Source organism: Pseudomonas marincola (genome assembly GCF_900682675.2).
Taxonomy (GTDB): Bacteria; Pseudomonadota; Gammaproteobacteria; order Pseudomonadales; family Pseudomonadaceae; genus Aquipseudomonas; species Aquipseudomonas marincola.
On sequence record NZ_LR215729.2, the window covers coordinates 2,733,586 to 2,756,070 of the forward strand.

A 22,485-nucleotide genomic window follows, 5' to 3' on the forward strand; every position below is an offset into this window, starting at 1 on the left:
CCCATGGACAACGCAATCCGCAGCGAAGTGCTGCGCCGTCTGGAGTCCGATTACGGCCTGCAGCACATGAAAGGCACGCCCTACCTGCGCAAGGGCACCTGCCCGGCATGCGGCAAGCGTGAGCTGTATTCGCGCCACGACGAGCCCTGGTTTATCAAGTGCGGCCGTGAGAGCAAATGCGGCGAGCAGTGGCACGTTAAAGAGTTGTTCGACGACCTGTTCGACGACTGGAGCAAGCGCGCCCCGGCCACCGAGGCCGAGCCCAACCGCACCGCTGATGATTACCTGAGCTTTGCCCGCGGCTTCGACCTGAGCCTGATCAAAGGCAGCTACACCCTGGACAACTACTGGGACCGCGACCTTGGCATCGGCAGTGCCACGGTGCGCTTTGCCCTGGAGAAAGGTGGCTACTGGGAACGCCTGATCGATCGCCCGCACCGCTTCGGCAAAAAGAAGGCGCGCTTTGCCCCTGGCCAATCGCCAAAGGGTTACTGGTGGTGCCCGCCGAGCGTGGACCTGCTGGAGGCCAAAGAGCTGTGGATTGTTGAGGGCATCTTCGACGCCATCGCCCTGCTGCACCACGGCCTGGCTACCGTATCGGCCATGAGCAGCGGTGCCTTCCCGTTTGAGTCGCTCAAGGAGCTGGCCCGCCAGCGTGGCGGCAAGTTGCCCCGTTTGGTGTGGGCGTTAGACAACGAGCCCGGCGCGCATCGCTTCACCCGCAAGCACGTACAAATGGCCCGCGACCTTGGCTACACCTGCACAGCGGCGCAGATCCCGCAGCGTGAGCGCAAGGTGGACTGGAACGACCTGCACCAGCGTTGGATGTTCATCGACAACGCCGAGCAGCGCGCTGAGCGCATCCACCGTGACATCGAGGAGGCCCGTTACCACGGTGCCCTGCTGCTGGCCACCAACGCCGCCGAGAAAGGCGTGCTGATGTACGAATGGCGCGAGCGCTACGAGTTCCACTTCGGTTTCGAGAACCGCCTCTACTGGTTCAAAATGGACCTTGAGAAATTCAACAGGGCCATGCAGCAGCTCGAAAGCTCCGAGCGTGAAGAAGACGCCCTGCTCAACGACAAGCAGCGCCGCGAGAAGGCCCTGCGCCAGTGCGGCGCGGTGGTGGAAATCGCCAACTGCTACCCGCAGGCGCTGTACTTCCAGCGCAACGAGGTCACCGACGAGAGCTGGTACTACTTCCGGGTGGACTTCCCGCACGACGAACCCACGGTGCGCAACACCTTTACCGGGGGCCAAGTGGCCGCCGCCAGCGAGTTTAAAAAACGCCTACTGGGCATGGCCGCCGGCGCGGTGTTTACCGGCAGCGGCGGCCAGCTCGACAAGATCATGCGCGACCAGCTGTTCGGCCTGAAAACCGTGCAGACCATCGACTACATCGGCTTTAGCAAGGAGCACGGCTGCTATGTGTTCGGCGACCTGGCCGTGCGCGGTGGCGTGGTGGAAAAGGCCAACGCTGAGGACTACTTCGAGTTCAAAAAGCTGCGCCTCAAGACGCTGCAAAAATCCATCCGCCTGGAGATCGCCCAAACAAACGAGGGCTACCGCCATGAGTGGCTTGAGTGGCTGTGGGAGGTCTTCGGCGCCCAGGGCGTGATTGCCCTGGCCTTCTGGTTTGGCTCGCTGTTTGCGGAGCAGATCCGCAGTGAGTTTCAGTCGTTCCCCTTTCTGGAGGTGACTGGCGAGGCCGGCGCGGGTAAATCCACCCTGCTGATGTTCCTGTGGAAGCTACTGGGCCGCCCCGAAGAAGAAGGCAAAGACCCCTCGAAAATGTCCAAGGCTGGCCTGCGCCGCTGGCTGGGCCAAGTGTCGGGCATGCCCCTGGTACTGCTGGAGGCCGACCGCAGCGACGCCACCACCAGCAACACCGCCAAGGGCTTTGACTTCGACGAGTTCAAGCCGATGTTCAACGGCGGCTCGCTGGGCGTAACCGGCATGAAAACCGGCGGCAACGAAACCCACGAACCACCGTTCCGTGGCTCCCTGGTGATGAGCCAAAACGCCACCGTGACCGGCTCCGAGGCCATCCTCACCCGTATCGTCAAACTGCACTTTGTACGCCCCGAGGTGACCAGTGCCAGCCGTGCAGCGGTGGACAACCTCAACCACCTCAACGCCAAGGACGTCAGCCACTTTTTAATAATGGCCGCCAAGGCCGAGCAGAAGGTGCTGGAGGTGTTCCGCCAGCAGGTGCGTGCGCATGAGCAAACCCTGCGCGCATTCCGCGAGATCCGTGTGGAGCGGATTATCAAAAACCACGCCCAGATGCTGGCCCTGCTCGACGCCCTGCGCACTGTGGTACCGCTCACCAACGACCAGCACCGCGCCACCCAGCAGGAGCTGATGGCCATGGCCGTTGATCGTCAGGGCGCCATCAATGCAGACCCAGAAGAAGTGCGCACCTTCTGGGAGGTGTACGACTACCTGCAATCGCTGAGCGATGACGCGGTGGTGAACCACAGCAAGAAGCCCGAGCACATCGCCATCAACCTCAACGAGTTCGCCGAGCGCGCCGCCGAGCACCGCCAGAAGCTGGCCGACGTGGCCACCCTGCGCACGCTGCTCAAGCACAGCCGCTCGCGGCCCTGCCTGGACATCAACAAAGCCACCGACAGCGCCGTGCGCGCTGTTTACAACATGAAAAACCCACTCTCAGCACGCTGCGCCACCGTGAAGTGCTGGGTGTTCAAGGCTTAACCCAACCCCGGCGCGGCAACGCCGGCAACACCCCCAAGGAGAAGCACCATGCAGCACGACGACCAACCCAACGCCCGCGAAACCATCACCACCCTGGCCGTTAGCGCCTTGACCCTGGCGGTGATGATAGTGGCCAGCTACCTCACCCCCGACCTGCTGGCCCGCCTCGGCCAATAACCCCACCGCCCAGGCGCGGCAACGCCTGGGCAACCCACTACCAAAGGAGAAGCACCATGCAACAGCTTTACGCCGAGATTAAGAAGTCCAGCGAGTACGCCCACCAGGCCGACTGGTGCCGCAGCCAGGGCTATGGCTACCCGTTCAAGGTGCGCATCGAGGCCGACCCGTGCGGCTATGTGATCAAGGGCGGCGTCGGCGGCCAGTACCGCTTGGCAGACGTGAACCTGTTCGTGCTCGAGGGCGGCGCCAAGATCCGCGTCCGGTAACACCAGCCCCAGAAACAAGATGGCCCCGGTGGGCGGCAACCCACCAGGGCCAGATCAAACACAAGGAGAAGCACCATGCAAACCCTAAACAACTCGCTGAGCGACGCCCTCAACCGCTTGGCCGTGGAAGAAGCCGAACGCCCCTACATCCGCGCCGCTGGCTTGGCGGCGCTGTACCGCCTGTTACCTGTGGCGCAACGCGACTCTGGCCAAAGCGGCGTAGTCGCCCGCTTCTTGCTCAGCCTTTACAACGGCACGGCCTACCCCTTCCCGCTTACTGATCTACGAAAGCTCGACACCACCCTCTGGCACGACTGCATAGCCGTGCTGCGCCTGGACCAGCGGCCCGAGCAAGAGGTGCACCAGTACATCGAGCACGGCGAGCAGGTCTGGGATGGCTTCAAAAAGGTCTGGCGCGCCTGACACGCGCAATACAACTGACACCGGCCAAGCCGGAAAAAAGATGGCCCCGGTGGGCGGCAACCCACCAGGGCCGAACCAACCCAAGGAGAAGCACCATGCAAGCACAAACCCCAGAAGTCAGCAGCGAGAAGGCTACCACAGCCGCTTTCAAAGTCGGCGACCCTGTGTCCTATGTCGTATCCAAGCAGCGCGGGCGCTCGGTTCAATTCACTGCCCGCGAGGGCACCATCGTTGTCATTGATGGCCATTCCTGCATTGTCGAGTCCCGCCACGGCCGGAGCATGCAGCTGCTCAGCCAAATCAGCCACAAAGGCGAGCCAAACGCGCTCACCAAAACGCTGCTGGGGGGCCTTTGATCATGAGCAACTATTTCTACAAATCAGCAGCACCAACCACTGTGGCCATCGTCCGTGAATACTCTGCTGCCAGAGCTGAATTCAATTCTCGCTTGGTAGCGTTAGGGCAACTGTTCGGCGGGCCTGTAGCCTCCATGCGCAATCTAACCTGCCACGTTGCTGGCGGTGTGAAGCTCAGTGAGAGCCGCGCCCTTGACGCACATTGGTGCCGTCCAGATGACCACGGTTACCGCGCCCTGCGCACAACAGCTAAACAAACCAAGGGCACCCCAAAAGAGGAACGCGCCGCAATCCGCGCCGAGCACGAACGCCTACTAAGCCTGTGGCGCGAGCACTGCCCAAAACGCCTAAGCATCCATGATTATTGGGATCGGCTCGACGTAAACACCGGCAACTTGCTGATGTGCGGCGGCATCAAGTTCGAACTGGACGGCACGTCCTACTTCCACCTGGGCTTTCAGATCAACAAGGCCGAGCACCACGAAAACGTAGCGGCCGGAAAGCCTACCTCCGGCTGGATCGAGGGCGCCGTCGAGATCCTGCCGAGCGAGTTCGAAAACGCACGCTGCCTCAAGAACCAACAGCACGAGGTGGCCAATGCCTAACCCAGCCATCACCGAACGCATCCGCCCGCCACTGGCCGGCCAGCGCCTCGACCTGCCAAGCATCTGCGATATCTGCGGCAAAGCACGCTCGACCCGCAAGCATGCCAAGTGCAGCCAGATCCGCCAGCAACGCAAAAACGCCGAGTGGTCTGCCCTGCAGGCCGAAAAAGCCGCCGCCAAACAATCGAAGGGGAAGCGTTATGCCCGTTGAAATCGTTTCTCGCTACGCCACCAACACCTATGTGGCGCGCGTAAAAGGCTGCAAACACACCGCCAGCTGTACCGAAAGCGCACGCCAAGCCGCCGTGGCCCTGGCGCGCAAGCTGGGGCTTGACCCTGCGCAGCTGCAGGAGCAGCGCAACGACCTGCTCAACCCTGGCCAGGTGATGCTGTTCAGCCATCCTGGGACAATCTAGAAACACGCCCTTCACATTCTAGGCCCGGCAACGGGCCGCCTTTTTTGCTGGCCCATAGACTGGGCTTTTTCCGTTGTTTTGCGTGGGGACGCACATGGCTGATGGTGTTGAGGTGCGCGGCAACCGCGTGCGCGTGTATTTCCGCTACCAGGGCGAGCTGTGCCGCGAGGCGATGCCGGGCGATGCCAGCCCGGAGAACATCGCCCAGGCCGAGCGCCTGGTGGGCATGATCAATTATGAAATTAAGGCCGGCACGTTCAGTTATGCCCGGCACTTTGCTGATTCACCCAGGGTGAAAACCAACACGCTGGGCCATTACATCGACCTGTGGCTGGACATCAAGCGCAACCAGCTGGCGCCGTCTGGCTTCCGCACTTACAAAAGCAAGGCTGAAACCCACATCCGCCCGCGCTGGGGCGAGCACCAGGCCGACCAGATCGACCACCTGCACCTGCAGGAGTGGGTGCAAAAAACGCTGGTGCCGAAGCTGCACAACAAGACGGTGCGCGAGATCCTCAGTTTGATCAGGCAGATTTTCGTCATCTACCGCACGCGCAACAAAACCGCCCACGATCCCACCGAGGGGCTGGCGGTGGCGTTGCCTGACCCAGACGAAGCCGACCCGTTCAGCCGTAACGAGATCCGCGACATCCTCGCGGGCACCACGGACAAGCAGCAGGAGGTCAACCTCGCGCAGTTCATGATCTGGGCCGGGCCTCGGGTATCTGAGGCGATATCGCTGGCCTGGGAGGACGTTGATTTGAAGGCCGGCACGGTGAAGTTCCGCCGCTCGCAGGTGCGCGGCCATTACAAGGTGACCAAAACCCGCCGCTCGACGCGCGAGGTGCGGCTGCTCAAGCCAGCCCTGGAGGCGCTGCAAGCCCAGGCACGCTTTACCGAGAAGGCCGCGCCGGTGGCCATCGAGGTGACCGACCGCGACAACAAGACGAAAAAGCCGGTGAAGGTGCGTTTTGTCTTCCACTGCACGACAACCGACGCGGCGCACAGCAGCTCAGACATGCTGCTCAAGGGATTCTGGCGTCCGCACTTGGCCAACGTGGGCGTCCGGTACCGTGGGCCTAACAACTGCCGCCACACCTACGCCAGCCAACTGCTCAGCACCGGGGCGGTGCCGCTGGACTGGATCGCCGACCAAATGGGCCACACGTCCACCGCGATGATCTGGCGCCACTACGGCAGCTGGATCAATCAGGACGGCCCCGACATGATCGGCATCCTGGAACACGCGCTAAAGCTCTAAACCCAGCACCCAGAAACGACAAAAGGCAGCCATTTCGGAGCTGCCTTTTTCGTTCGTAATTCCCAAGATGTTCCCAAATCGCTCCCGTTTTCACAGGGCCAAATAAAAAACGCTTTGAAAACAGTACGTTACTTGGTGCGGACGGAGAGACTCGAACTCTCACAGCTTGCGCCGCTGGAACCTAAATCCAGTGTGTCTACCAATTTCACCACGTCCGCGTGGTCTAACCTTTGAAACAAAAGCGCCGGGCTTTTTAAGACCCAGCGCTCTTTTCGAATATGGGGTGGACGATGGGGATCGAACCCACGACACCAGGAGTCACAATCCTGTGCTCTACCAACTGAGCTACGCCCACCATATTGCGTTTACATCTACATCTGCTGCGCCTAGCTGCCTAATGGCACGCCCGGCAGGACTCGAACCTGCGACCATCCGCTTAGAAGGCGGATGCTCTATCCAGCTGAGCTACGGGCGCTTATCAATCTGCAAGCAGACTTTAAGTCTTTCGGCATCTGCAGTCACAGCCTATCACTAGGAGATTCTGCGTTTGCCGTCTTATCCAGCAACTGGCTGTGTTCGACAGCGGGGCGAATATTAATGAGTGTTCTCGTACCCGTCAACACTAAAATCGAAAAAAATCAGTTAGATAAAGGAGTTACATGAAAATAGTAGGCTCGCGCCTTTGCCCGACACCTTCTACATGCGAGAATACACACCCTTTTCCATCCCCCCTCAATGGTTAACCAAGCGCAATGACTGCACAACTGATTGACGGCAAAGCGATCGCCGCCAGCCTACGCCAGCAGATAGCCCACCGCGTCGCCGAGCGCCGCGAGCAGGGTCTTCGTGCTCCAGGCCTGGCAGTAATCTTGGTCGGTAGCGATCCGGCCTCTCAGGTTTATGTCTCACACAAGCGCAAGGACTGTGAAGAAGTCGGCTTTGTATCTCAGGCTTATGACCTTCCAGCTAGCACCAGCCAGCAAGACCTTGCCGACCTGATCGACCGTCTTAATGACGAAGCGAGCATCGACGGCATTCTGGTGCAATTGCCGCTGCCGGATCACCTCGACTCATCATTGATCCTCGAGCGTATCCGCCCAGACAAAGATGTCGACGGCTTCCACCCGTACAACATTGGCCGCCTGGCTCAACGCATGCCGTTGCTGCGCCCTTGCACACCGAAAGGCATCATGACCCTGCTGCACAGCACAGGCGTGGATCTTTATGGTTTGCACGCGGTGGTTGTCGGCGCCTCCAATATCGTCGGTCGTCCGATGGCGATGGAATTGCTTCTGGCAGGCTGCACCGTGACCATCACTCACCGCTTCACCAAGGATCTGGCTCGCCACGTCAGCGATGCAGATCTGGTCGTGGTAGCCGCGGGCAAGCCGGGCCTGGTAATGGGTGAATGGATCAAGCCGGGCGCGATCGTCATTGATGTCGGTATCAACCGCCAGGAAGACGGCAAGCTGATTGGCGACGTGGTGTACGAAACCGCCCTGCCCCGCGCTGGCTGGATTACCCCGGTTCCAGGCGGCGTTGGCCCCATGACCCGCGCCAGCCTGCTGGAGAACACCTTGCACGCTGCTGAGCATCTGCACGACTGATTAGCTTGGCGCGTACAGCAAAACGCCCCGACTGCTTGCAGTTCGGGGCGTTTTTGTTTCAACAGCGCGATATCAGAACCTACTGACGCACCAGACGTCGATTATCCGGCGCAATAGGCGAAGTACTGCGATACGGATTGATATCCAGCCCGCCACGGCGCACATAGCGCGCATAAACGGTGAGTGATTCTGGCTTGAGCAAACACTGCAGATCCAGAAAAATGCGCTCGACGCACTGCTCATGAAAATCAGCGTGCTGACGGAAGCTCACCAGGTAAGCCAGCAAACTGGCCTTATCAATGGCCGGGCCGCGGTATTCGATCACGACCGTGCCCCAATCCGGCTGACCGGTCACCGGGCAATTGGACTTGAGCAGGTTGCTGTAAACAGTCTCACTCACCACCCGCTGCGCGTCACAAGCCAGCAATTCCGGACGCGGCTGCGCATAATTGCTTATCGCAACGTCCAACTCGTCAATGCAAGTTCCAGGCAGTTGCGCGACGCCTTCGGCGGCAACCTCATTAAGGCTGCGCACACGCACGGCCACCGGCTTGCCCGCAGCAGCAGACAAATCCTTGACCATAACCGCCGCCACAGCGTCGGCATCGGCGAATACGGATTGGTTGAGTGAGTTCAGGTAGAGCTTGAACGACTTCGATTCGATGATATTGGGTGAGTCTGCCGGAATCGCGAACTCGGCCATCGCCACGACCGGCTTGCCGCTCGGCAGCAACCACGACAACTCAAAGCAGTTCCAGAAATCCACGCCCTGATAGGGCAACGTCTCAGCCGTCAGCCCCAACTCGGCCCACTTCGGCGCACGCGGTATCGGAAACAACAACTGCGGCGAATAAGTGGCAATGTATTCACTGGACTTGCCCAGCGGCGAATTTTCAGCAGAGTGATGCATGATGGCAACCCAATCAGAACGCTACGTTAAAAGACTCAAGCCAGCTCAGCAACAATATCTGCCAACGCCTGCGCGGGTGACGCCGCCTTGCTGATCGGGCGACCGATAACCAGAAAGTCGGAGCCAACTTGCAGCGCCTGCTTTGGCGTGAGAATCCGCCGCTGGTCGTCCAGCGCGCTGCCTGCCGGGCGAATACCCGGGGTAACCAACTGCAATTGCGGATGAGCGATTTTCAGGGCTTGCGCCTCTTGCGCAGAGCAGACCAAACCGTCGAGCCCCGACTGCGCCGCCAAACCGGCCAGACGCAGAACCTGCTCCTGCGGCTCAACATCGAGGCCAATGCCTGCAAGATCCTCGCGTTCCATGCTGGTCAGCACGGTCACGCCGATCAGCAGTGGCTTCGGCCCATTCAGTGATTCAAGGGTTTCGCGGCATGCTGTCATCATGCGCTGGCCGCCGGAGCAGTGCACATTGACCATCCACACGCCCATTTCAGCCGCTGCCTTGACCGCCATCGCCGTGGTATTGGGGATGTCGTGAAACTTCAGGTCAAGGAACACCTCGAAGCCCTTTGCGCTCAATGCCGCGACGATATCTGGCCCGCAACGGGTGAATAACTCTTTACCAACCTTGACCCGGCACAGAGCAGGATCAAGCTGATCGGCAAGTGCCAGGGCAGCATCACGAGTCGGGAAATCCAGGGCAACGATAATCGGCGTCTGGCAAGCAGGCATGGGTGTTCTCTCGGGTCAGTCAAATTCGCCGCGCATTGTAGCGTAAGGCGCTGCGCCTTGCTGACCCGCTAATCAACATTCAACATTCAACATTTGCAGGCGCCGGGCGAGGTCTGACTGACAATTGATCTGTACACGTTGCAGCCCGAGCCACTCGCACATGGCCAGCAAGTTTTGCTGCAAAGCCCGTAACGCCTCCTCATCAAGCCCATGCACTTCTGCATGCAGCGCATGCACAGCCAGAATCCCTGCCGCCCGCTCAGCCCGCAGATCCACCCGTGCCATAAGCTGTTCATTGTGCAGAAACGGCAGCACGTAATAGCCATGCACACGCTTGTGTTGCGGTGTGTAAATTTCCAACCGATAGCGAAAATCAAATAGCCGCTCGGTACGCGGCCGCGCCCAGATCAACGAGTCAAACGGGGACAGCAACGCACCGCGCTGCACTTTGCGCGGGATGCTGATTTGCGCCGGCGCATAAGCGGCCTGCGGCCAGCCCTCGACGCTCATTTGCTGCAGCGCGCCCTCCTCCAAAAGCTCGGCAAGGCGCGCTTTACCGTCGACAGCATCGAGGCGGAAGTAATCGCGCAGGTCCGCCTCGGTTGCCACGCCTAATGCATGCGCTGCAATCAACAGCAATTGGCGCTGCGATTCAGCCTCATCTGGCACCGGCTGCTCCAGCACAGCTTTGGGCAGGACGCGCTGCGGCAGATCGTACAGGCGCTCAAAGCCTTTACGCTGCGCAACCGTTACCTCACCCGCGGCAAACAACCATTCGAGTGCGTGCTTTTCTGCACTCCAACCCCACCAGCCGCCAGTTCCTTTACCGCCCGAAGCCAAACTACCCGCCCCTAAAGCGCCACGCTCATGCACCTGTTGCAGAACCTGCTTGATCAACGGCTGTTGCTCGCGACCGAAAGCGGCCAACTGCTTATAAATCCCCGTTCCGGCTCGGGCACGCTGCATGCGCCAGACCATCAGCGGATAACGCTCAAGCGGCATTAACGAGGCTTCGTGCCCCCAGCACTCGAAAAGACTGCGTTTAGGCCCCCACGCCTCGCGCTCAAGCAGTACTTGCGGGTAAACACCTAATCGCGAGAACAGCGGCAAATAGTGCGAGCGCACTAACGCATTCACCGAATCGATTTGCACCACAGCCAATCGCTGCAAGGCAGACCGAATCTGCGCCGCCTTCGGCGCCTGCACGCGCTCAGTTGCGCGCCCGTGAAACCCTTGCGCCGCCAATGCCAGGCGGCGCGCCTGCTTGAGAGAAAGTGACTGCTCGCTGCGCATTAACCAGCCTCCTTGTGGGATTTCTCCATAATGCCGAGAAACCCGCTCAGGCGCAGCAAGCAATCAACCTTCACTCATTTACTCAAAGGATCCTCCCAGAATGGCCGCCGGGTTTCTTGCATGATATCGGCCCGGCTCAAGCCAATATCCTTGAGTGCGGCATCACTCAATGCAGACAGACGCCGACGCTGGCTCGATAGCTGCTGCCACCGCAGAAGCCGCGCATAGACAGCTCGCAAAGCTGAAAACAAACCGACAGACGCATGAGCCGGCACACTGACAATCGCATAACCTTTTTGACCTTTCATCTCATCGCCCTCCAGTGGGGTTGGCGACAGTTTCACTCCAAGCTTATGATCAATCTAACGAATGTTTCTTATGTCTTGCATCTCTGAGATTGATCAATGGCCAACTACCCCAGCATCGACAGCGAGCTGCTGCGCACCTTCGTCGCCATCGCCGATCACGGCGGCTTTACGCGCGCAGCCGATGCCGTGAACCGCACGCAGTCGGCTGTCAGCATGCAGATGAAGCGCCTCGAAGAGGATGTCGTGCAGCGCGCGTTGTTTGAGCGCGACGGCCGGCAGGTCAAGCTGACCGCTGAAGGCCAAGTGCTGCTGGGCTATGCGCGGCGCATTCTCAAGCTGCACGGTGAAGTCATGAACACATTGCGCGAGCCGCACATGGTCGGTTCCGTGCGAATCGGTACACCGGATGATTATGTGATGCGCTTTATGCCGGGGATTCTGTCGCGCTTTGCCCAGGAGTTCCCGCTGGTTCAGGTAGAGCTGCATTGCGAGCCCTCCTTTCAGCTCCTGCAACGCCACGACCTCGACCTGACCATTGTCACCCGCGAGCCAGGCACCGAGATTGGCCAATTGCTCCGCCAGGAGCGCATTGTCTGGGCCGAGGCTCAGGGCTTCAGCCCGCATGAGCAGGAGCCGCTGCCGTTGGCCATGTTCAATTCACAATGCTTTTGTCGTTCATGGGCCTGTAATGCATTGGACGCAATCGGCCGCGAATACCGACTGGCTTATACCAGCCCCAGCCTGTCGGCAATCATGGCCGTCGTCAGCGCGGGGCTTGCGGTAACCGCGCAGCTGCAAAGCCTGATTACGCCCGACATGCGCATTATCGGCGAAGCAGAAGGTTTACCGCCGATGCCATCAGCCAGCATCGTCCTGCTGCGCAATGAGCAAAGCCAGTCCCCGGTGACCGAAGCTCTGGCCGAGCAGATTGTTGAAGGCTTTAGACTTTAAGCCACAGCGAAGCCGCGCAAACCAGCAGAAAACCCGCGAACAAACCGCGCAGAACCTGCTCTGGCAACGCATGGGCAAGCTTCACGCCCCAACTGATGCTGAGCAGACCGCCGATTGCTAACGGCAAACCAAGCGTCCAGTCCACATGATCATGCAACGCATAGGTGACCAGCGTCACCCCGGTGCTCGGGGCTGCCAATGCCAGCGAGAGACCCTGCGCGATTACCTGTGTAGTGCCGAAAATACTGGTCAGCACTGGCGTTGCCAGCACCGCACCACCCACACCAAACAGGCCGCCGAGCAATCCCGCACCACCTCCGAGTGCAGCCAGCCAAGGCCACGGATAGCGCAACTCGGTGCCGCCAGCAGGTGGGCGAAAATAGATCCGCGCCAAGTTGTAGAGGGCCAAGGCAATCAGAAATCCGACGAATGCCAAACGCATGCGCCCGGCATCGAGGCCGACCGCCCAATTCGCGCCCATCAATGCAAAAATGAAGCTGCTTATGGCCAGCGCCAGCGCATGGCGAATATCAATCCGGTTGCGCTGGTGATAACGCCACAGTGCCAACAGCACATTAGGCACAACCATGACCAGCGCGGTGCCCTGAGCCATCTGCTGATCGAGACCGAACAACACCCCCATCGCCGGGATTGCAATCAAACCACCGCCGATGCCGAACAAGCCGCCGAGAGAGCCAAGTGCAGCGCCTAATAACAGGTTTAGAACAAAATCGATCACACAGGCCTCAGGGTCAAAAGTGCTAACACGCAAAAATGCCGCTTACTCAAGCAAGCAGCAGGTGGCGCCAGATTAACGGCTCGCGACTATCCCGGAAACGCACAACAGCGCACAATGGCTGTGCGCACCATGCAAAAGCAGGACAACCATGAATCCGGACGCACTCAACGCTCAACTCAGCCTTTTTCTCGATGTGCTCGACACCGGCAGTTTCTCGGCCGCCGCCAGACGCCATCCGTTGACACCGTCGGCCGTGGCCCGGCGTATGGATTCGCTTGAGCGCTCGCTTGGCACGGTATTGTTTAACCGAACTACCCACGCGGTGCGCGTCACACCCGCAGGGCAAGCTTTTGCCGAGCGCGCCAGACGCATTCTTGGCGAACTGAATCTGGCCCGCGCCGAAGCAGTATCGCTGACAACCCAGCCAGAGGGATTGATTCGCATTGATGCGCCCTCTCCCTTCGGCCGCCGGCATCTGGCGCCGGCCATTGCCGACTTTCTCAAAGCCTATCCGGGCCTTGATGTGCAGTTACGCCTGATCGACAGTTTTGTTGATTTGCAGGGCGAGCATCTGGGTGAAGTTGATCTGGTGTTGCGCATCGGCCCAATGGCCGACACTCGCCTGGTGGCGACGCCGCTCGCGCCGCTGGTACGGGTTGCCTGCGCCAGCCCCGAGTATCTGGCACAACATGGCACACCGCAGTCCCCTTCGGAGTTGACCGAGCATCACGGACTCGATTGGAGCAGCCTCGCCCCGCCGCACGCGTGGCGATTTGAAGACTCAGGGAAAACCACCGCGTACCGCCCCAAACGCCTGCGCATGACCGCCAATAACGCCGAAGCCTTGCTCTTCAGCGCAATAGGCGGCCTCGGCATCGCCCACCTGCCGACGTGGTTGATTCACGAGCACCTATTGCGCGGTGAACTACAGGCGTTGTTTTGCCAAAACGGCCTGCCGCCCGCCGAACCCAGCGGTATCTACGCCCTGCGCCTGGACCGCGAAAGCACCTCACGCAGCCGCTTGCTGTTGGAGTTTCTCAAACAACGCTTCGCCCCCGTAGCGCCATGGGACCTTTCCCTGCAAAGCCTGTTCGCCGCGGGTTAAATACCGCCGCAAAAGCCATACACAAAGCTCCCCAAGCCCAACGATCGCCATGACGGATTAACCTGCGGTTGATCCATCCTCCACATCCCGATCACAGACAACACCAACCCGGAGGATGGATAGCCCCGTCGGGGCAATCCGTCATAGCCATTTGTGCAACGCCGCATCTCCCGCGCGTGGCATTTCATCATCCGGCAAACCGCCAAAAACGAACACAAAAACCCGCCACGCCCAAAGGCCGCCATGACGGATTAACCTACGGTTTATCCATCCTCCAACCTCATCTCGGGCAACACCAAACCGGAGGATGGATAGCCCCTTCGGGGCAATCCGTCATAGCAATGTATGCAACGCCACACCTTCCGCGAGTGGCATTTCATCATCCGGCAAACCGCCAAAAACGAACGCAAATCTCGCCACACCCAAAGACCGCCATGACGGATTAACCTACGGTTTATCCATCCTCCGCATCCCCGATCTCGGGGATTACCCGAACCGGAGGATGGATAGCCCCTTCGGGGCAATCCGTCATAGCAATGTGTGCAACGCCACATCTCCCGCGCGTGGCATTTCATAACCCGGCAAATCGCCAAAACCAAGCACAAACCCCATCACACCCAAAGATCGCCATGACGGATTAACCTGCGGTTTATCCATCCTCCACCCTAATCTCGGGGAATACCAAAACCGGAGGATGGATAGCCCCTCGGGGCAATCCGTCATAGCAATGTGTGCAACGCCGCATCTCCCGCGCGTGGCATTTCATCATCCGGCAAACTGCCAAAACCGAACGCAAAAACCCGTCACGCCCAAAGACCGCCATGACGGATTAACCGGCGGTTTATCCATCCTCCCCCATCTCGGGAAATACCCGAACCGGAGGATGGATAGCCCCTGCGGGGCAATCCGTCATAGCCATCTGTGCAACGCCGCATCACATGCACGGGGACTTTGGCTTTTAAACAAATCGCCTGAACCACGCCCAAACCTCGTCGCCCCTACGACCGAAGCCAAATTGCAGCCGAAAAAAAGCCCGGCGCAATGGCCGGGCTCTTTTGATCGCTGGTTAAAGCAGGTCTTAGACCGGTGCTTTAGCGCGCGACTTGTACTCGCCAGTGCGGGTATCGATTTCGATCCAGTCGTCGATTTCGCAGAAATCAGCAACCTTAACTTCGGTACCGTTGCTCAGCTTGGCAGGCTTCATCACCTTGCCAGACGTGTCGCCACGTGCAGAACCTTCGGTGTAAGCGATCTGACGAACGATGGTAGTCGGCAGGTCAACAGAAACAACTTTGCCTTCGAAGAATACGGCTTCGCAAACGTCGGTCATGCCGTCAACGATGAAAGGCATAACGCTTTCCAGGTCGTCTTTGTTCAACTCGTACTGGTTGAACTCTTCGTCCATGAAAACGTAGTTCGGCTCGCTGTAGTACGAGTAGGTTACGTCTACGCGATCGAGGATAACCGGCTCAAGCTTGTCGTCAGCCTTGTATACGGTTTCAGTCGAGGAACCGGTCAACAGGTTGCGCAGCTTCATTTTAACGATGGCACTGTTACGACCGGACTTGGTGAACTCGGCCTTTTGGATAAGCCAAGGTTGGCCGTCGATCAGAGCCACACTGTTGGGCTTCATTTCTTGTGCGGTTTTCATACTAATATCCGGATTTGAATGGAGTTACAGAATTCTGAGCCGCGTATCATAGCCAATTTTGCTGAAACTGCACCAGCGTCGTCGCAAGATCTTGATATTCGGCCTGCTGCTCACACCACTTTTCGGCATGCGCCGACAGCTCATCCCAATACAGCAACACCGCCTGCCAAGGCTCTGCAACCGACTCCTGGGCACTCCAAGCCTGCCAGAACGAGGTGATTGCGGCGCCAGCCAGCGGCGATAAGTCGCGACAGTAAAGCGACAAAAAGGCCTGCATTTTTTCCCAATGAGCGCCTTCTTCCTGCTGATATATATGCCACAACAGCGGTCGGCCCGCCCATTGCGCGCGTAAGAACGAGTCTTCTCCACGCACCGCATTAAAGTCGCAACACCAGAGCAACTGGTCGTATTGGCGCTGCTCTATAAACGGCAAGATATTGATTTGCAGCGCGCCCCTGCGATGCGAGTCGCCCGCTTTCAGATCATCAACCGCCAGCCAGCGACCAAGGTCCGCGAGAATTCGCCCTTCAGGCACCAGCAACTGGGTGCATTGCGAATCTTGCTCAAGCACATCCAACCAGCTGGACAGACCTGCACTCTCGTAGGTAAACAGTGACATCAGCCGCGCACCGGCGATGGGCTCAACACCTATCGAGCGCAAGAACTGCTGACGAGCCTGCTCATTCGCCACAAAATCCTGGCGCTGTGTAAGCAAACCCGCCTCACGCAGCAAACCACCGGTGCTTTCAGTAAAGCCTGGGAAAAAGAAATACTTCTGCACGCCCCCGGACTGTAACGATGGCAAGCCATGACAACCACTCACCCAGTCCTCTGCGCTCAAATACTCAAGGTTAAGCCAAAGAATCCGCCGCTTGCTCTCGGTAATCGCACGCACATAGGTCGCAGGCAATTCACACGCAAACGCCTCGATTACCACATTAGCAGGTTCGACCGGCTGCCACTGACTGTGCCAATGACGCACCTCCACCCCGAGCTGCAACTGCTCGCTAGCGTCCGGGCTGGCCTGAGGACAAATGCGTGCAAATGCAGCGACATCATCGACCCACAAGCGTACGTGCAGCCCATGCTCCGCTACCAATTGCCGGGCAAGACGCCAAGTGACCCCGATATCGCCGAAGTTATCGACAACACTGCAGAAAATGTCCCACTTCACAAGTTTGCGCCCTTGACTCAACAGCGCCCAGTTTAGCCTTTCGCCGCAGGCTACGGGTATCCGGCAAAAAGCTGCAGACAGAAAAAACCCACCGCAAGGGGTGGGTTAAAGTGAACCGAAGGAGCAACTCGGCTCAAGGGAGGAAACAGGTATTTACATAGTCATCGAGTAATTGCCGGGCTCGAACTCGGACAGTTGCGACGCCCAGGCAGCTTTGCAGCGATCGGCATCCTCACGGGATGCGAACGGGCCGGACATCTGCACACCATCAACCACAATAAACCAACAAGCCAACGCACCTCTGGCGCGAAGCGCTTCAGGAACGGCACTGCCGACAAGGGACATAATGCTGAGTTGGGGCATACGAACCTCCATAACTTTGGATGGGTCTATTTTCAGACACCCCCGCAGGAATGAACAATCAGCAGGATTAATAGTGGTTATGGCTTTTTAAGATTGCGCTTTGCAGAGGATCTGTGCGCAAAGCCAGGACGCTGGGTAATGCGTGGCGCAGGCACCGCAGAAATAGCGCCCATAGAATGCAAAAAGCCCCGTAAATCTAAGATTTACGGGGCTTTTTGAGAAAGTGGCGGTGAAGATGAGATTCGAACTCATGATACGATTTCTCGTATACACACTTTCCAGGCGTGCTCCTTCAACCGCTCGGACACTTCACCGGATCTCGAAGACATTGCTGTCTGTCGAGGCGCGCTAATGTAGCCGAAGATGGATTTAAACGCAAAAGTTTTTTCAGGCTATTCATGCGCTTATGAGATTTTTCTCTGATCACGGGGCTTTTTAGCTATCTGTTGGCAGGCGAATCTGCCGAATCGCCCCGCATAACGGCACGGCCTGCTGCGCAATCGCAGGTGGAACAGCTGTACGCTGACCCATCAGTCAGTCACCGCACTTTACCGGCGTCGATTGTATGGGTAACGTCAGCCAACTTCTTGAGTAGGAAACCCGAGCATGAGCGACCTGATTAGCTATCAACTTGAAGACGGTATTGCCACCCTGACCCTGAGCAATGGCAAGGTCAACGCCATTTCTCCAGACGTAATCGCCGCGTTCAACACAGCACTGGATCAAGCCGAGCAAGACAAGGCCATCGTCATCATCACTGGCCAGCCAGGTATTTTGTCAGGCGGCTATGACCTCAAAGTAATGACCTCCGGCCCTCAGAACGCAATTGACCTGGTCGCCGCTGGTTCGACACTGGCCCGACGCATGCTCGCCCACCCCTATCCGATTATCGTGGCCTGTGGCGGTCATGCGGTAGCCAAGGGTGCGTTCATTCTGCTCTCTGCCGACTACCGGATTGGCGTTGAAGGTGCGTTCAGCATTGGCCTCAACGAAGTGCAGATCGGCATGACCATGCACCACGTTGGCATTGAGCTGGCGCGTGATCGCCTGCGCAAATCGGCGTTCCAACGCTCCGTCATCAACGGTGAGATGTTCGACCCGCAGGGCGCGCTTTCAGCCGGCTTCCTCGACAAGGTTGTCGCCGCCGACGCGCTGATGCCAACGGCACGGGCCGCGGCCGAGCAAATGAAGAAGATCAATATGAAGGCGCATAAAAACACCAAGCTGAAGGTGCGCAAAGCGCTGCTTGAAACGCTCGACAAGGCAATCGAACTGGACAAATCGTTCAGCTTCTAAGTGCTTCTGCCCTGCATGAACGTGCCTGAAGGCATGTTTGTGCAGGGTTTGCGCCTCCCCACTCCCCCCGCAAGCATCAGGCCAGAGCCTCTGCGCCTTGCCCTCGATTGTGCTGGTAACAACCTGTTGTCTATGGCTAATTGCTGTTCCCGAGCGGCCCTCGTACACTGCGCGCCCTTATTTTAAGTCGGTCGTAGCTGATGCTTTTTATTGCCCGGATGCTGTTGATGGGGCTGCACTTCGTAATTGCCGGTGTAGCCGGTTCGCTGCTGTGCATCTGCCGTCCCTTTAACCCCGACAACAGTCGCCTTTGCGCCCGCCTCTACTCAATACCCGCGTTGTGGATTTTGCGCATAAACCTGAAAACCGAGGTCTCCTCGCTGTTCGCGAAAAAGCGCGCGTGCGTGATCATTGCCAATCACCAATCCAACTATGACCTTTATGTACTTGGCCGCGTCGTTCCTGAACGTACCGTCAGCCTGGGCAAAAAAAGCCTTAAGTGGGTGCCGTTCTTTGGTCAGCTGTATTGGTTGGCAGGTAATGTATTGCTGGATCGCGGCAATGCGCGCAAGGCCAAGCAGGCGATGCAAACCACCACCGAAACCCTGAAGAACCGCGACACCTCGATCTGGGTATTTCCTGAAGGCACGCGCAATCCGGGCCAGCAGTTGTTCCCATTCAAGCGCGGGGCTTTCCAGATGGCGATTGACGCTGGCGTGCCGATTATTCCGGTGTGCACCAGCCATTACGCGAGCACGGTTAAACTCGGTCGCTGGAACACGGGGAAAATCATGATCCGCTCGCTGGCCCCGATTGAAACGGCGCACATGACCCACAGCGACATGCCAGCATTGATCGAGCAGTGCCGCGTGCAGATGCAAGATTGCATCGACCAGATGACCCACGAGCTGATCGAGCAGGCAGCCGGTTAATCCAGCGCCCATGAAAAAGCCCGATACAGGCAACTGCATCGGGCTTTTTTACGCGTATAAACTGACCGATTAAAGCGCGGCAGACTCGCGGCCATTGGCCACAAAGCGCATCATCCACTCGGCAACAGTGCTGCCCTGATGCTGCTGCTGCAGGCTGTCGATGCCTTTGCGGTAGCTGTTTTCGCCGATGCACTGCTGGCGCAGATCGAGCAGCGCACGTGAGTAGCTGGGCACGAATTCGGGATGCCCCTGGAAGCACAGGACTTGATCATCAATCGAGTAGGCGGCGATTGGGCAAAACTCACTGGATGCCAACAAGGTGGCGTTTTCCGGCAGTTTAGTGACTTGATCCTGATGGCTGATCAGCAATGAAAAATCATTGGTCTGCGGCTGCAACCAGGCAGGCTTATTGGCCAGCTGATAATTGTGCACGCCGACACCCCAGCCGTTAGTCGCACGCTCAGCCTTGCCGCCCAGCAACAACGCCAGCAGTTGGTGGCCAAAGCAGATGCCCAACAACTTGTCACCGCGCTGATAGCGGTCAAGCAAGTAGGTCTTGAGGGTTTCAATCCATGGATCAGTGCCGAAAGAATCTGCCTTGCTACCTGTTACCAGATACGCATCGTAAACCTCGGAGTCTGCCGGGTAATGACCGGCCACCACGTTGTAAACCGTGAACTCGGCAGCGATCGGCTGCTGAGCAAACAGCTGCTGAAACATGTAGCCATAGCCCTGATACTGGTCAACCAGCTCCGGGCGAAGATGATCGGTTTCCAAAATACAGATTTGCAACGGCATTAGGCAGAATCCCTAAACGCAGGTGATTGATATAAACCGTGTAATAGCGTGCCCTGCCAGGCGCAACTAGGCAATAGGCAGGGGCGCCCGTCGGGCAAAATATTACAAGAAAAATCTGCGATCGCAGATCATATTTTCTGATTAGCTAAAAAAAATGGCTGCAGCTTTAAACTGCAGCCATTCATTACGCCGATTTAACAGCTACTGAAACAACTGGCCCTTGGCAGCCTTGTCGAGCAGCAGCGCCGGCGGCAGGAAGCGATCACCGTATTGCTCAGCCAGGTATTCGGCTCGGGCGATGAAGTCTTTGATGCCGTACTGGTTGATAAACTGCAACGCGCCGCCCGTCCAGCCAGCGAAGCCGATGCCGAAGATCGAACCGATGTTGGCGTCGGCGACCGAAAGCAACACGCCCTCTTCAAGGCAGCGCACCGTTTCGATAGCTTGAATGAACAGGATGCGGTCGCGCACATCAACCGCCGGAATTTGCCCGTCAGCTTTCTCGAAGTGCTCCTTCAACCCTGACCAAAGATGCTTCTTGGTGCCGGCCGGGTACTCATAGAAGCCGCCACCGGCCGCCTTGCCGCTGCGTTTGAACTCACTGAGCATCAGCTCAATCACCTCATACGCCGGGTGCTCCGGCAGGGTTCGCCCCTCCTCGGCAAAGTCCTTGATGGTTTGCTTGCGAATGTGGCTCATTAAGCTCATCGAGACTTCGTCACTGATCGCCAGAGGGCCAACCGGCATGCCAGCCTTGCGCGCCTCGTTCTCGATCATTGGCGCCGCAACGCCTTCGCCAAGCATCGCCAGCCCTTCGTTGGTAAACGTGCCGAACACCCGCGAGGTGAAGAAGCCGCGACTGTCGTTCACCACGATCGGGGTTTTCTTGATCTGCATGACGTAGTCAAACGCACGGGCCAAAGTTGCATCGCTGGTTTGCTCACCCTTGATGATCTCAACCAGCGGCATTTTGTCGACCGGGCTGAAAAAATGCAGGCCGATGAACTTGTCTTGTCCGGCCACAGCGGTAGCCAGCCCGGTAATTGGCAGGGTCGAGGTATTCGAGGCAATCACCGCATCATTCAGCGCTACAGCTTCAGCGGCTGCGGTGACATTGGCTTTCAGATCACGGTCTTCGAACACGGCTTCGATAATCAGATCGCAGCCTTCGAAGTCGGCATCCTTGTCGGTTGCGCGAATGCGCTCAAGAAAGGCATCACGCTTGTCGACACTCATCTGGCCGCGACCGACTTTCTTCTCCAGCAGCGCTGCCGAATAGCTTTTGCCCTTCTCGGCCGCCTCAATGGATACGTCTTTGAGCACCACCTCGATACCGGCTGCCGCCGAGACATACGCAATCCCTGCGCCCATCATGCCGGCCCCGATCACCCCGACCTTGTGGGTTTTGCTCGGCTCGTATCCCTTGGGGCGCGAACCACCGGCATTGATCTGATTGAGTTGGAACCAGAAGGTGCCGATCATGTTCTTCGCCACCTGGCCGGTGGTCAGCTCGGTGAAGTAGCGCGCTTCAATCAGTTGCGCGGTGTCGAAATCGACCTGTGCGCCCTCGACCGCAGCGCACATGATTTTCTCTGGCGCTGGGTAGCAACCACGGGTTTTGTCGCGCAGTACCGAAGGCGCGATCGCGAGCATTTGCGCCACACTCGGCGTTGCCGGTGTGCCGCCCGGCATCTTGTAACCAGCCTGATCCCACGGCTGCTTGGCCTCCGGGTTAGCCATGATCCAGGCACGGGCCTTGGCCATCATGTCATCACGGTCACTGGCCAGCGCATCGATCAAGCCGACCTTCAAGGCCGCATCAGGGCGCAACTTCTTGCCTTCGGCAAGGTACGGCAGGGCTTTTTCCAGCCCCAGCAAACGCACCATGCGCACCACCCCGCCGCCGCCCGGCAATAAACCGAGAGTGACTTCCGGCAAGCCGATCTGCACCGCGCTGCTGTCCAGCGCGATACGATGATGACAGGCCAGGCAAATCTCCCAACCGCCGCCCAACGCAGCACCATTGATTGCCGCCACTACCGGCTTGCCAAGTGTTTCAAGGCGGCGCAATTGCGCCTTGATGTTAAGCGTCATCTGGTAGAACTGCGGCGCATCGGCCTGAGTCACCTTAACCAGTTCATTGAGGTCGCCGCCGGCAAAGAAGGTCTTCTTCGCCGAGGTGATAATCACCCCTCGAATCTGCTCCTTTTCAGTCTCCAGGCGTTCGACAGTCGCCGCCATGGCGCTGCGGTAATCCGCATTCATGGTGTTGGCGCTCTGGCCCGGCATATCAATGGTCAGGACGACGATATCGTCCGGGCCTTTTTCATAGCGAATAGCTTCAGTCATGCTGTTCTTTCCCCGACACTGTGCAGGCCTGCGCCGCTCAAGTTGGCGCA

24 protein-coding genes and 4 tRNA genes are annotated in these 22,485 nt (G+C 58.4%); 14 read left to right on the plus strand and 14 right to left on the minus strand.

Going from position 1 to position 22,485, the window contains the following annotated elements:
* Positions 1–3 precede the first annotated feature (3 nt).
* From PMYSY11_RS12660 to PMYSY11_RS12695, 9 genes are all read left to right on the plus strand, one after another.
* Positions 4–2,718 carry a toprim domain-containing protein gene (locus PMYSY11_RS12660; RefSeq protein ID WP_150549397.1) on the plus strand — a complete coding sequence of 905 codons (2,715 nt, stop codon included), beginning with the start codon at positions 4–6 and terminating at the stop codon, positions 2,716–2,718.
* Between the two features lie 48 nt (positions 2,719–2,766).
* On the plus strand, positions 2,767–2,895 hold the full coding sequence (locus PMYSY11_RS21990) for a hypothetical protein (protein WP_275581993.1): 129 nt from the start codon (positions 2,767–2,769) through the stop codon (positions 2,893–2,895).
* 56 nt (positions 2,896–2,951) lie between these two features.
* Positions 2,952–3,164 (plus strand): hypothetical protein, encoded by a 213-nt coding sequence (locus PMYSY11_RS12665; protein ID WP_150549398.1) that lies wholly within the window; start codon positions 2,952–2,954, stop codon positions 3,162–3,164.
* Between the two features lie 75 nt (positions 3,165–3,239).
* Positions 3,240–3,587: a DUF7673 family protein gene (locus PMYSY11_RS12670; protein ID WP_172970691.1), complete on the plus strand. Its 348-nt coding sequence runs from the start codon at positions 3,240–3,242 to the stop codon at positions 3,585–3,587.
* 95 nt (positions 3,588–3,682) lie between these two features.
* A complete protein-coding gene (locus tag PMYSY11_RS12675) occupies positions 3,683–3,943 on the plus strand; it encodes a hypothetical protein (protein ID WP_150549399.1) in 261 nt (86 codons plus the stop codon).
* A gap of 2 nt (positions 3,944–3,945) precedes the next feature.
* Positions 3,946–4,548, plus strand: a complete 603-nt coding sequence (locus PMYSY11_RS12680; protein ID WP_150549400.1) for a hypothetical protein — start codon at positions 3,946–3,948, stop codon at positions 4,546–4,548.
* Complete coding sequence (locus tag PMYSY11_RS12685) at positions 4,541–4,759, plus strand: hypothetical protein (protein WP_150549401.1); 219 nt, start codon at positions 4,541–4,543, stop codon at positions 4,757–4,759. The genes PMYSY11_RS12680 and PMYSY11_RS12685 overlap by 8 nt, the downstream gene beginning before the upstream one ends.
* Positions 4,749–4,964: a hypothetical protein gene (locus tag PMYSY11_RS12690; protein ID WP_150549402.1), complete on the plus strand. Its 216-nt coding sequence runs from the start codon at positions 4,749–4,751 to the stop codon at positions 4,962–4,964. The genes PMYSY11_RS12685 and PMYSY11_RS12690 overlap by 11 nt, the downstream gene beginning before the upstream one ends.
* Positions 4,965–5,058: 94 nt before the next feature.
* Positions 5,059–6,225, plus strand: a complete 1,167-nt coding sequence (locus PMYSY11_RS12695; protein WP_150549403.1) for an Arm DNA-binding domain-containing protein — start codon at positions 5,059–5,061, stop codon at positions 6,223–6,225.
* 133 nt (positions 6,226–6,358) lie between these two features.
* Here the strand turns inward: PMYSY11_RS12695 and PMYSY11_RS12700 are convergent.
* From PMYSY11_RS12700 to PMYSY11_RS12710, 3 genes are all read right to left on the minus strand, one after another.
* Positions 6,359–6,443 (minus strand) — tRNA-Leu (locus PMYSY11_RS12700).
* 61 nt (positions 6,444–6,504) lie between these two features.
* Positions 6,505–6,580, minus strand: a tRNA-His gene (locus PMYSY11_RS12705).
* Between the two features lie 43 nt (positions 6,581–6,623).
* Positions 6,624–6,700, minus strand: a tRNA-Arg gene (locus PMYSY11_RS12710).
* A gap of 277 nt (positions 6,701–6,977) precedes the next feature.
* Between PMYSY11_RS12710 and folD the strand changes: the two genes are divergently transcribed.
* A complete protein-coding gene (gene folD, locus PMYSY11_RS12715; RefSeq protein WP_069898591.1) occupies positions 6,978–7,832 on the plus strand; it encodes a bifunctional methylenetetrahydrofolate dehydrogenase/methenyltetrahydrofolate cyclohydrolase FolD in 855 nt (284 codons plus the stop codon).
* 79 nt (positions 7,833–7,911) lie between these two features.
* Here the strand turns inward: folD and queF are convergent, their stop codons facing one another.
* From queF to PMYSY11_RS12735, 4 genes are all read right to left on the minus strand, one after another.
* Positions 7,912–8,742 (minus strand): NADPH-dependent 7-cyano-7-deazaguanine reductase QueF, encoded by an 831-nt coding sequence (queF, locus tag PMYSY11_RS12720; RefSeq protein WP_150549404.1) that lies wholly within the window; start codon positions 8,740–8,742, stop codon positions 7,912–7,914.
* Positions 8,743–8,777: 35 nt separating this feature from the next.
* The gene (gene pyrF, locus PMYSY11_RS12725; RefSeq protein ID WP_069898593.1) at positions 8,778–9,476 is read right to left on the minus strand and encodes an orotidine-5'-phosphate decarboxylase; all 699 of its coding nucleotides are present in this window, start codon (positions 9,474–9,476) and stop codon (positions 8,778–8,780) included.
* Positions 9,477–9,548: 72 nt separating this feature from the next.
* The gene (locus PMYSY11_RS12730; RefSeq protein ID WP_150549405.1) at positions 9,549–10,769 is read right to left on the minus strand and encodes a winged helix-turn-helix domain-containing protein; all 1,221 of its coding nucleotides are present in this window, start codon (positions 10,767–10,769) and stop codon (positions 9,549–9,551) included.
* 74 nt (positions 10,770–10,843) lie between these two features.
* Positions 10,844–11,077: a DUF1127 domain-containing protein gene (locus PMYSY11_RS12735; protein WP_150549406.1), complete on the minus strand. Its 234-nt coding sequence runs from the start codon at positions 11,075–11,077 to the stop codon at positions 10,844–10,846.
* Between the two features lie 96 nt (positions 11,078–11,173).
* On the opposite strand from PMYSY11_RS12735, the gene PMYSY11_RS12740 reads away from it, so the two are divergent.
* Positions 11,174–12,028, plus strand: coding sequence for a LysR substrate-binding domain-containing protein (locus tag PMYSY11_RS12740; protein WP_069898596.1), 855 nt, complete (start codon positions 11,174–11,176; stop codon positions 12,026–12,028).
* On the opposite strand, the gene PMYSY11_RS12745 is transcribed toward PMYSY11_RS12740, so the two are convergent.
* Entirely contained in the window at positions 12,018–12,767 is a 750-nt protein-coding gene (locus PMYSY11_RS12745) for a sulfite exporter TauE/SafE family protein (protein ID WP_150549407.1), read from the minus strand. The two genes, PMYSY11_RS12740 and PMYSY11_RS12745, sit on opposite strands and share 11 nt — an antisense overlap.
* A 148-nt stretch (positions 12,768–12,915) precedes the next feature.
* On the opposite strand from PMYSY11_RS12745, the gene PMYSY11_RS12750 reads away from it, so the two are divergent.
* Entirely contained in the window at positions 12,916–13,872 is a 957-nt protein-coding gene (locus tag PMYSY11_RS12750) for a LysR family transcriptional regulator (RefSeq protein WP_150549408.1), read from the plus strand.
* A gap of 1,078 nt (positions 13,873–14,950) precedes the next feature.
* On the opposite strand, the gene efp is transcribed toward PMYSY11_RS12750, so the two are convergent.
* The 4 genes from efp to PMYSY11_RS12770 form a co-directional block, all read right to left on the minus strand.
* Positions 14,951–15,523, minus strand: a complete 573-nt coding sequence (efp, locus tag PMYSY11_RS12755) for an elongation factor P (protein WP_069898600.1) — start codon at positions 15,521–15,523, stop codon at positions 14,951–14,953.
* Between the two features lie 46 nt (positions 15,524–15,569).
* The gene (gene earP, locus PMYSY11_RS12760) at positions 15,570–16,697 is read right to left on the minus strand and encodes an elongation factor P maturation arginine rhamnosyltransferase EarP (RefSeq protein WP_150549409.1); all 1,128 of its coding nucleotides are present in this window, start codon (positions 16,695–16,697) and stop codon (positions 15,570–15,572) included.
* Between the two features lie 153 nt (positions 16,698–16,850).
* On the minus strand, positions 16,851–17,060 hold the full coding sequence (locus tag PMYSY11_RS12765) for a hypothetical protein (protein WP_150549410.1): 210 nt from the start codon (positions 17,058–17,060) through the stop codon (positions 16,851–16,853).
* A gap of 224 nt (positions 17,061–17,284) precedes the next feature.
* Positions 17,285–17,374: transfer RNA gene (locus PMYSY11_RS12770), tRNA-Ser, on the minus strand.
* 292 nt (positions 17,375–17,666) lie between these two features.
* Here PMYSY11_RS12770 and PMYSY11_RS12775 point away from each other — a divergent pair.
* Positions 17,667–18,356 carry a crotonase/enoyl-CoA hydratase family protein gene (locus PMYSY11_RS12775; protein WP_150549411.1) on the plus strand — a complete coding sequence of 230 codons (690 nt, stop codon included), beginning with the start codon at positions 17,667–17,669 and terminating at the stop codon, positions 18,354–18,356.
* A 200-nt stretch (positions 18,357–18,556) separates the two neighbouring features.
* Complete coding sequence (locus PMYSY11_RS12780) at positions 18,557–19,288, plus strand: 1-acylglycerol-3-phosphate O-acyltransferase (RefSeq protein ID WP_150549412.1); 732 nt, start codon at positions 18,557–18,559, stop codon at positions 19,286–19,288.
* Positions 19,289–19,357: 69 nt separating this feature from the next.
* Here the strand turns inward: PMYSY11_RS12780 and PMYSY11_RS12785 are convergent, their stop codons facing one another.
* Both PMYSY11_RS12785 and PMYSY11_RS12790 read right to left on the minus strand, forming a co-directional pair.
* A complete protein-coding gene (locus PMYSY11_RS12785; RefSeq protein WP_069898610.1) occupies positions 19,358–20,086 on the minus strand; it encodes an amidotransferase in 729 nt (242 codons plus the stop codon).
* A gap of 201 nt (positions 20,087–20,287) precedes the next feature.
* Entirely contained in the window at positions 20,288–22,435 is a 2,148-nt protein-coding gene (locus PMYSY11_RS12790) for a 3-hydroxyacyl-CoA dehydrogenase NAD-binding domain-containing protein (protein WP_150549413.1), read from the minus strand.
* Positions 22,436–22,485 lie beyond the last annotated feature (50 nt).

What these genes read in the sequence shown, in the direction of transcription:
- PMYSY11_RS12670 (WP_172970691.1), top strand. Translation starts at nt 3,240, where the DNA reads ATGCAAACCCTAAACAACTCGCTGAGCGACGCCCTCAACCGCTTGGCC.
- PMYSY11_RS12790 (WP_150549413.1), bottom strand. Translation starts at nt 22,435, where the DNA reads ATGACTGAAGCTATTCGCTATGAAAAAGGCCCGGACGATATCGTCGTC.
- PMYSY11_RS12680 (WP_150549400.1), top strand. Translation starts at nt 3,946, where the DNA reads ATGAGCAACTATTTCTACAAATCAGCAGCACCAACCACTGTGGCCATC.
- PMYSY11_RS12685 (WP_150549401.1), top strand. Translation starts at nt 4,541, where the DNA reads ATGCCTAACCCAGCCATCACCGAACGCATCCGCCCGCCACTGGCCGGC.
- PMYSY11_RS12735 (WP_150549406.1), bottom strand. Translation starts at nt 11,077, where the DNA reads ATGAAAGGTCAAAAAGGTTATGCGATTGTCAGTGTGCCGGCTCATGCG.
- pyrF (WP_069898593.1), bottom strand. Translation starts at nt 9,476, where the DNA reads ATGCCTGCTTGCCAGACGCCGATTATCGTTGCCCTGGATTTCCCGACT.
- PMYSY11_RS12780 (WP_150549412.1), top strand. Translation starts at nt 18,557, where the DNA reads ATGCTTTTTATTGCCCGGATGCTGTTGATGGGGCTGCACTTCGTAATT.
- PMYSY11_RS12690 (WP_150549402.1), top strand. Translation starts at nt 4,749, where the DNA reads ATGCCCGTTGAAATCGTTTCTCGCTACGCCACCAACACCTATGTGGCG.
- PMYSY11_RS12765 (WP_150549410.1), bottom strand. Translation starts at nt 17,060, where the DNA reads ATGCCCCAACTCAGCATTATGTCCCTTGTCGGCAGTGCCGTTCCTGAA.
- PMYSY11_RS12740 (WP_069898596.1), top strand. Translation starts at nt 11,174, where the DNA reads ATGGCCAACTACCCCAGCATCGACAGCGAGCTGCTGCGCACCTTCGTC.
- PMYSY11_RS12695 (WP_150549403.1), top strand. Translation starts at nt 5,059, where the DNA reads ATGGCTGATGGTGTTGAGGTGCGCGGCAACCGCGTGCGCGTGTATTTC.
- efp (WP_069898600.1), bottom strand. Translation starts at nt 15,523, where the DNA reads ATGAAAACCGCACAAGAAATGAAGCCCAACAGTGTGGCTCTGATCGAC.
- PMYSY11_RS12660 (WP_150549397.1), top strand. Translation starts at nt 4, where the DNA reads ATGGACAACGCAATCCGCAGCGAAGTGCTGCGCCGTCTGGAGTCCGAT.
- folD (WP_069898591.1), top strand. Translation starts at nt 6,978, where the DNA reads ATGACTGCACAACTGATTGACGGCAAAGCGATCGCCGCCAGCCTACGC.
- PMYSY11_RS21990 (WP_275581993.1), top strand. Translation starts at nt 2,767, where the DNA reads ATGCAGCACGACGACCAACCCAACGCCCGCGAAACCATCACCACCCTG.
- PMYSY11_RS12665 (WP_150549398.1), top strand. Translation starts at nt 2,952, where the DNA reads ATGCAACAGCTTTACGCCGAGATTAAGAAGTCCAGCGAGTACGCCCAC.
- PMYSY11_RS12785 (WP_069898610.1), bottom strand. Translation starts at nt 20,086, where the DNA reads ATGCCGTTGCAAATCTGTATTTTGGAAACCGATCATCTTCGCCCGGAG.
- PMYSY11_RS12730 (WP_150549405.1), bottom strand. Translation starts at nt 10,769, where the DNA reads ATGCGCAGCGAGCAGTCACTTTCTCTCAAGCAGGCGCGCCGCCTGGCA.
- PMYSY11_RS12750 (WP_150549408.1), top strand. Translation starts at nt 12,916, where the DNA reads ATGAATCCGGACGCACTCAACGCTCAACTCAGCCTTTTTCTCGATGTG.
- queF (WP_150549404.1), bottom strand. Translation starts at nt 8,742, where the DNA reads ATGCATCACTCTGCTGAAAATTCGCCGCTGGGCAAGTCCAGTGAATAC.
- PMYSY11_RS12675 (WP_150549399.1), top strand. Translation starts at nt 3,683, where the DNA reads ATGCAAGCACAAACCCCAGAAGTCAGCAGCGAGAAGGCTACCACAGCC.
- PMYSY11_RS12775 (WP_150549411.1), top strand. Translation starts at nt 17,667, where the DNA reads ATGAGCGACCTGATTAGCTATCAACTTGAAGACGGTATTGCCACCCTG.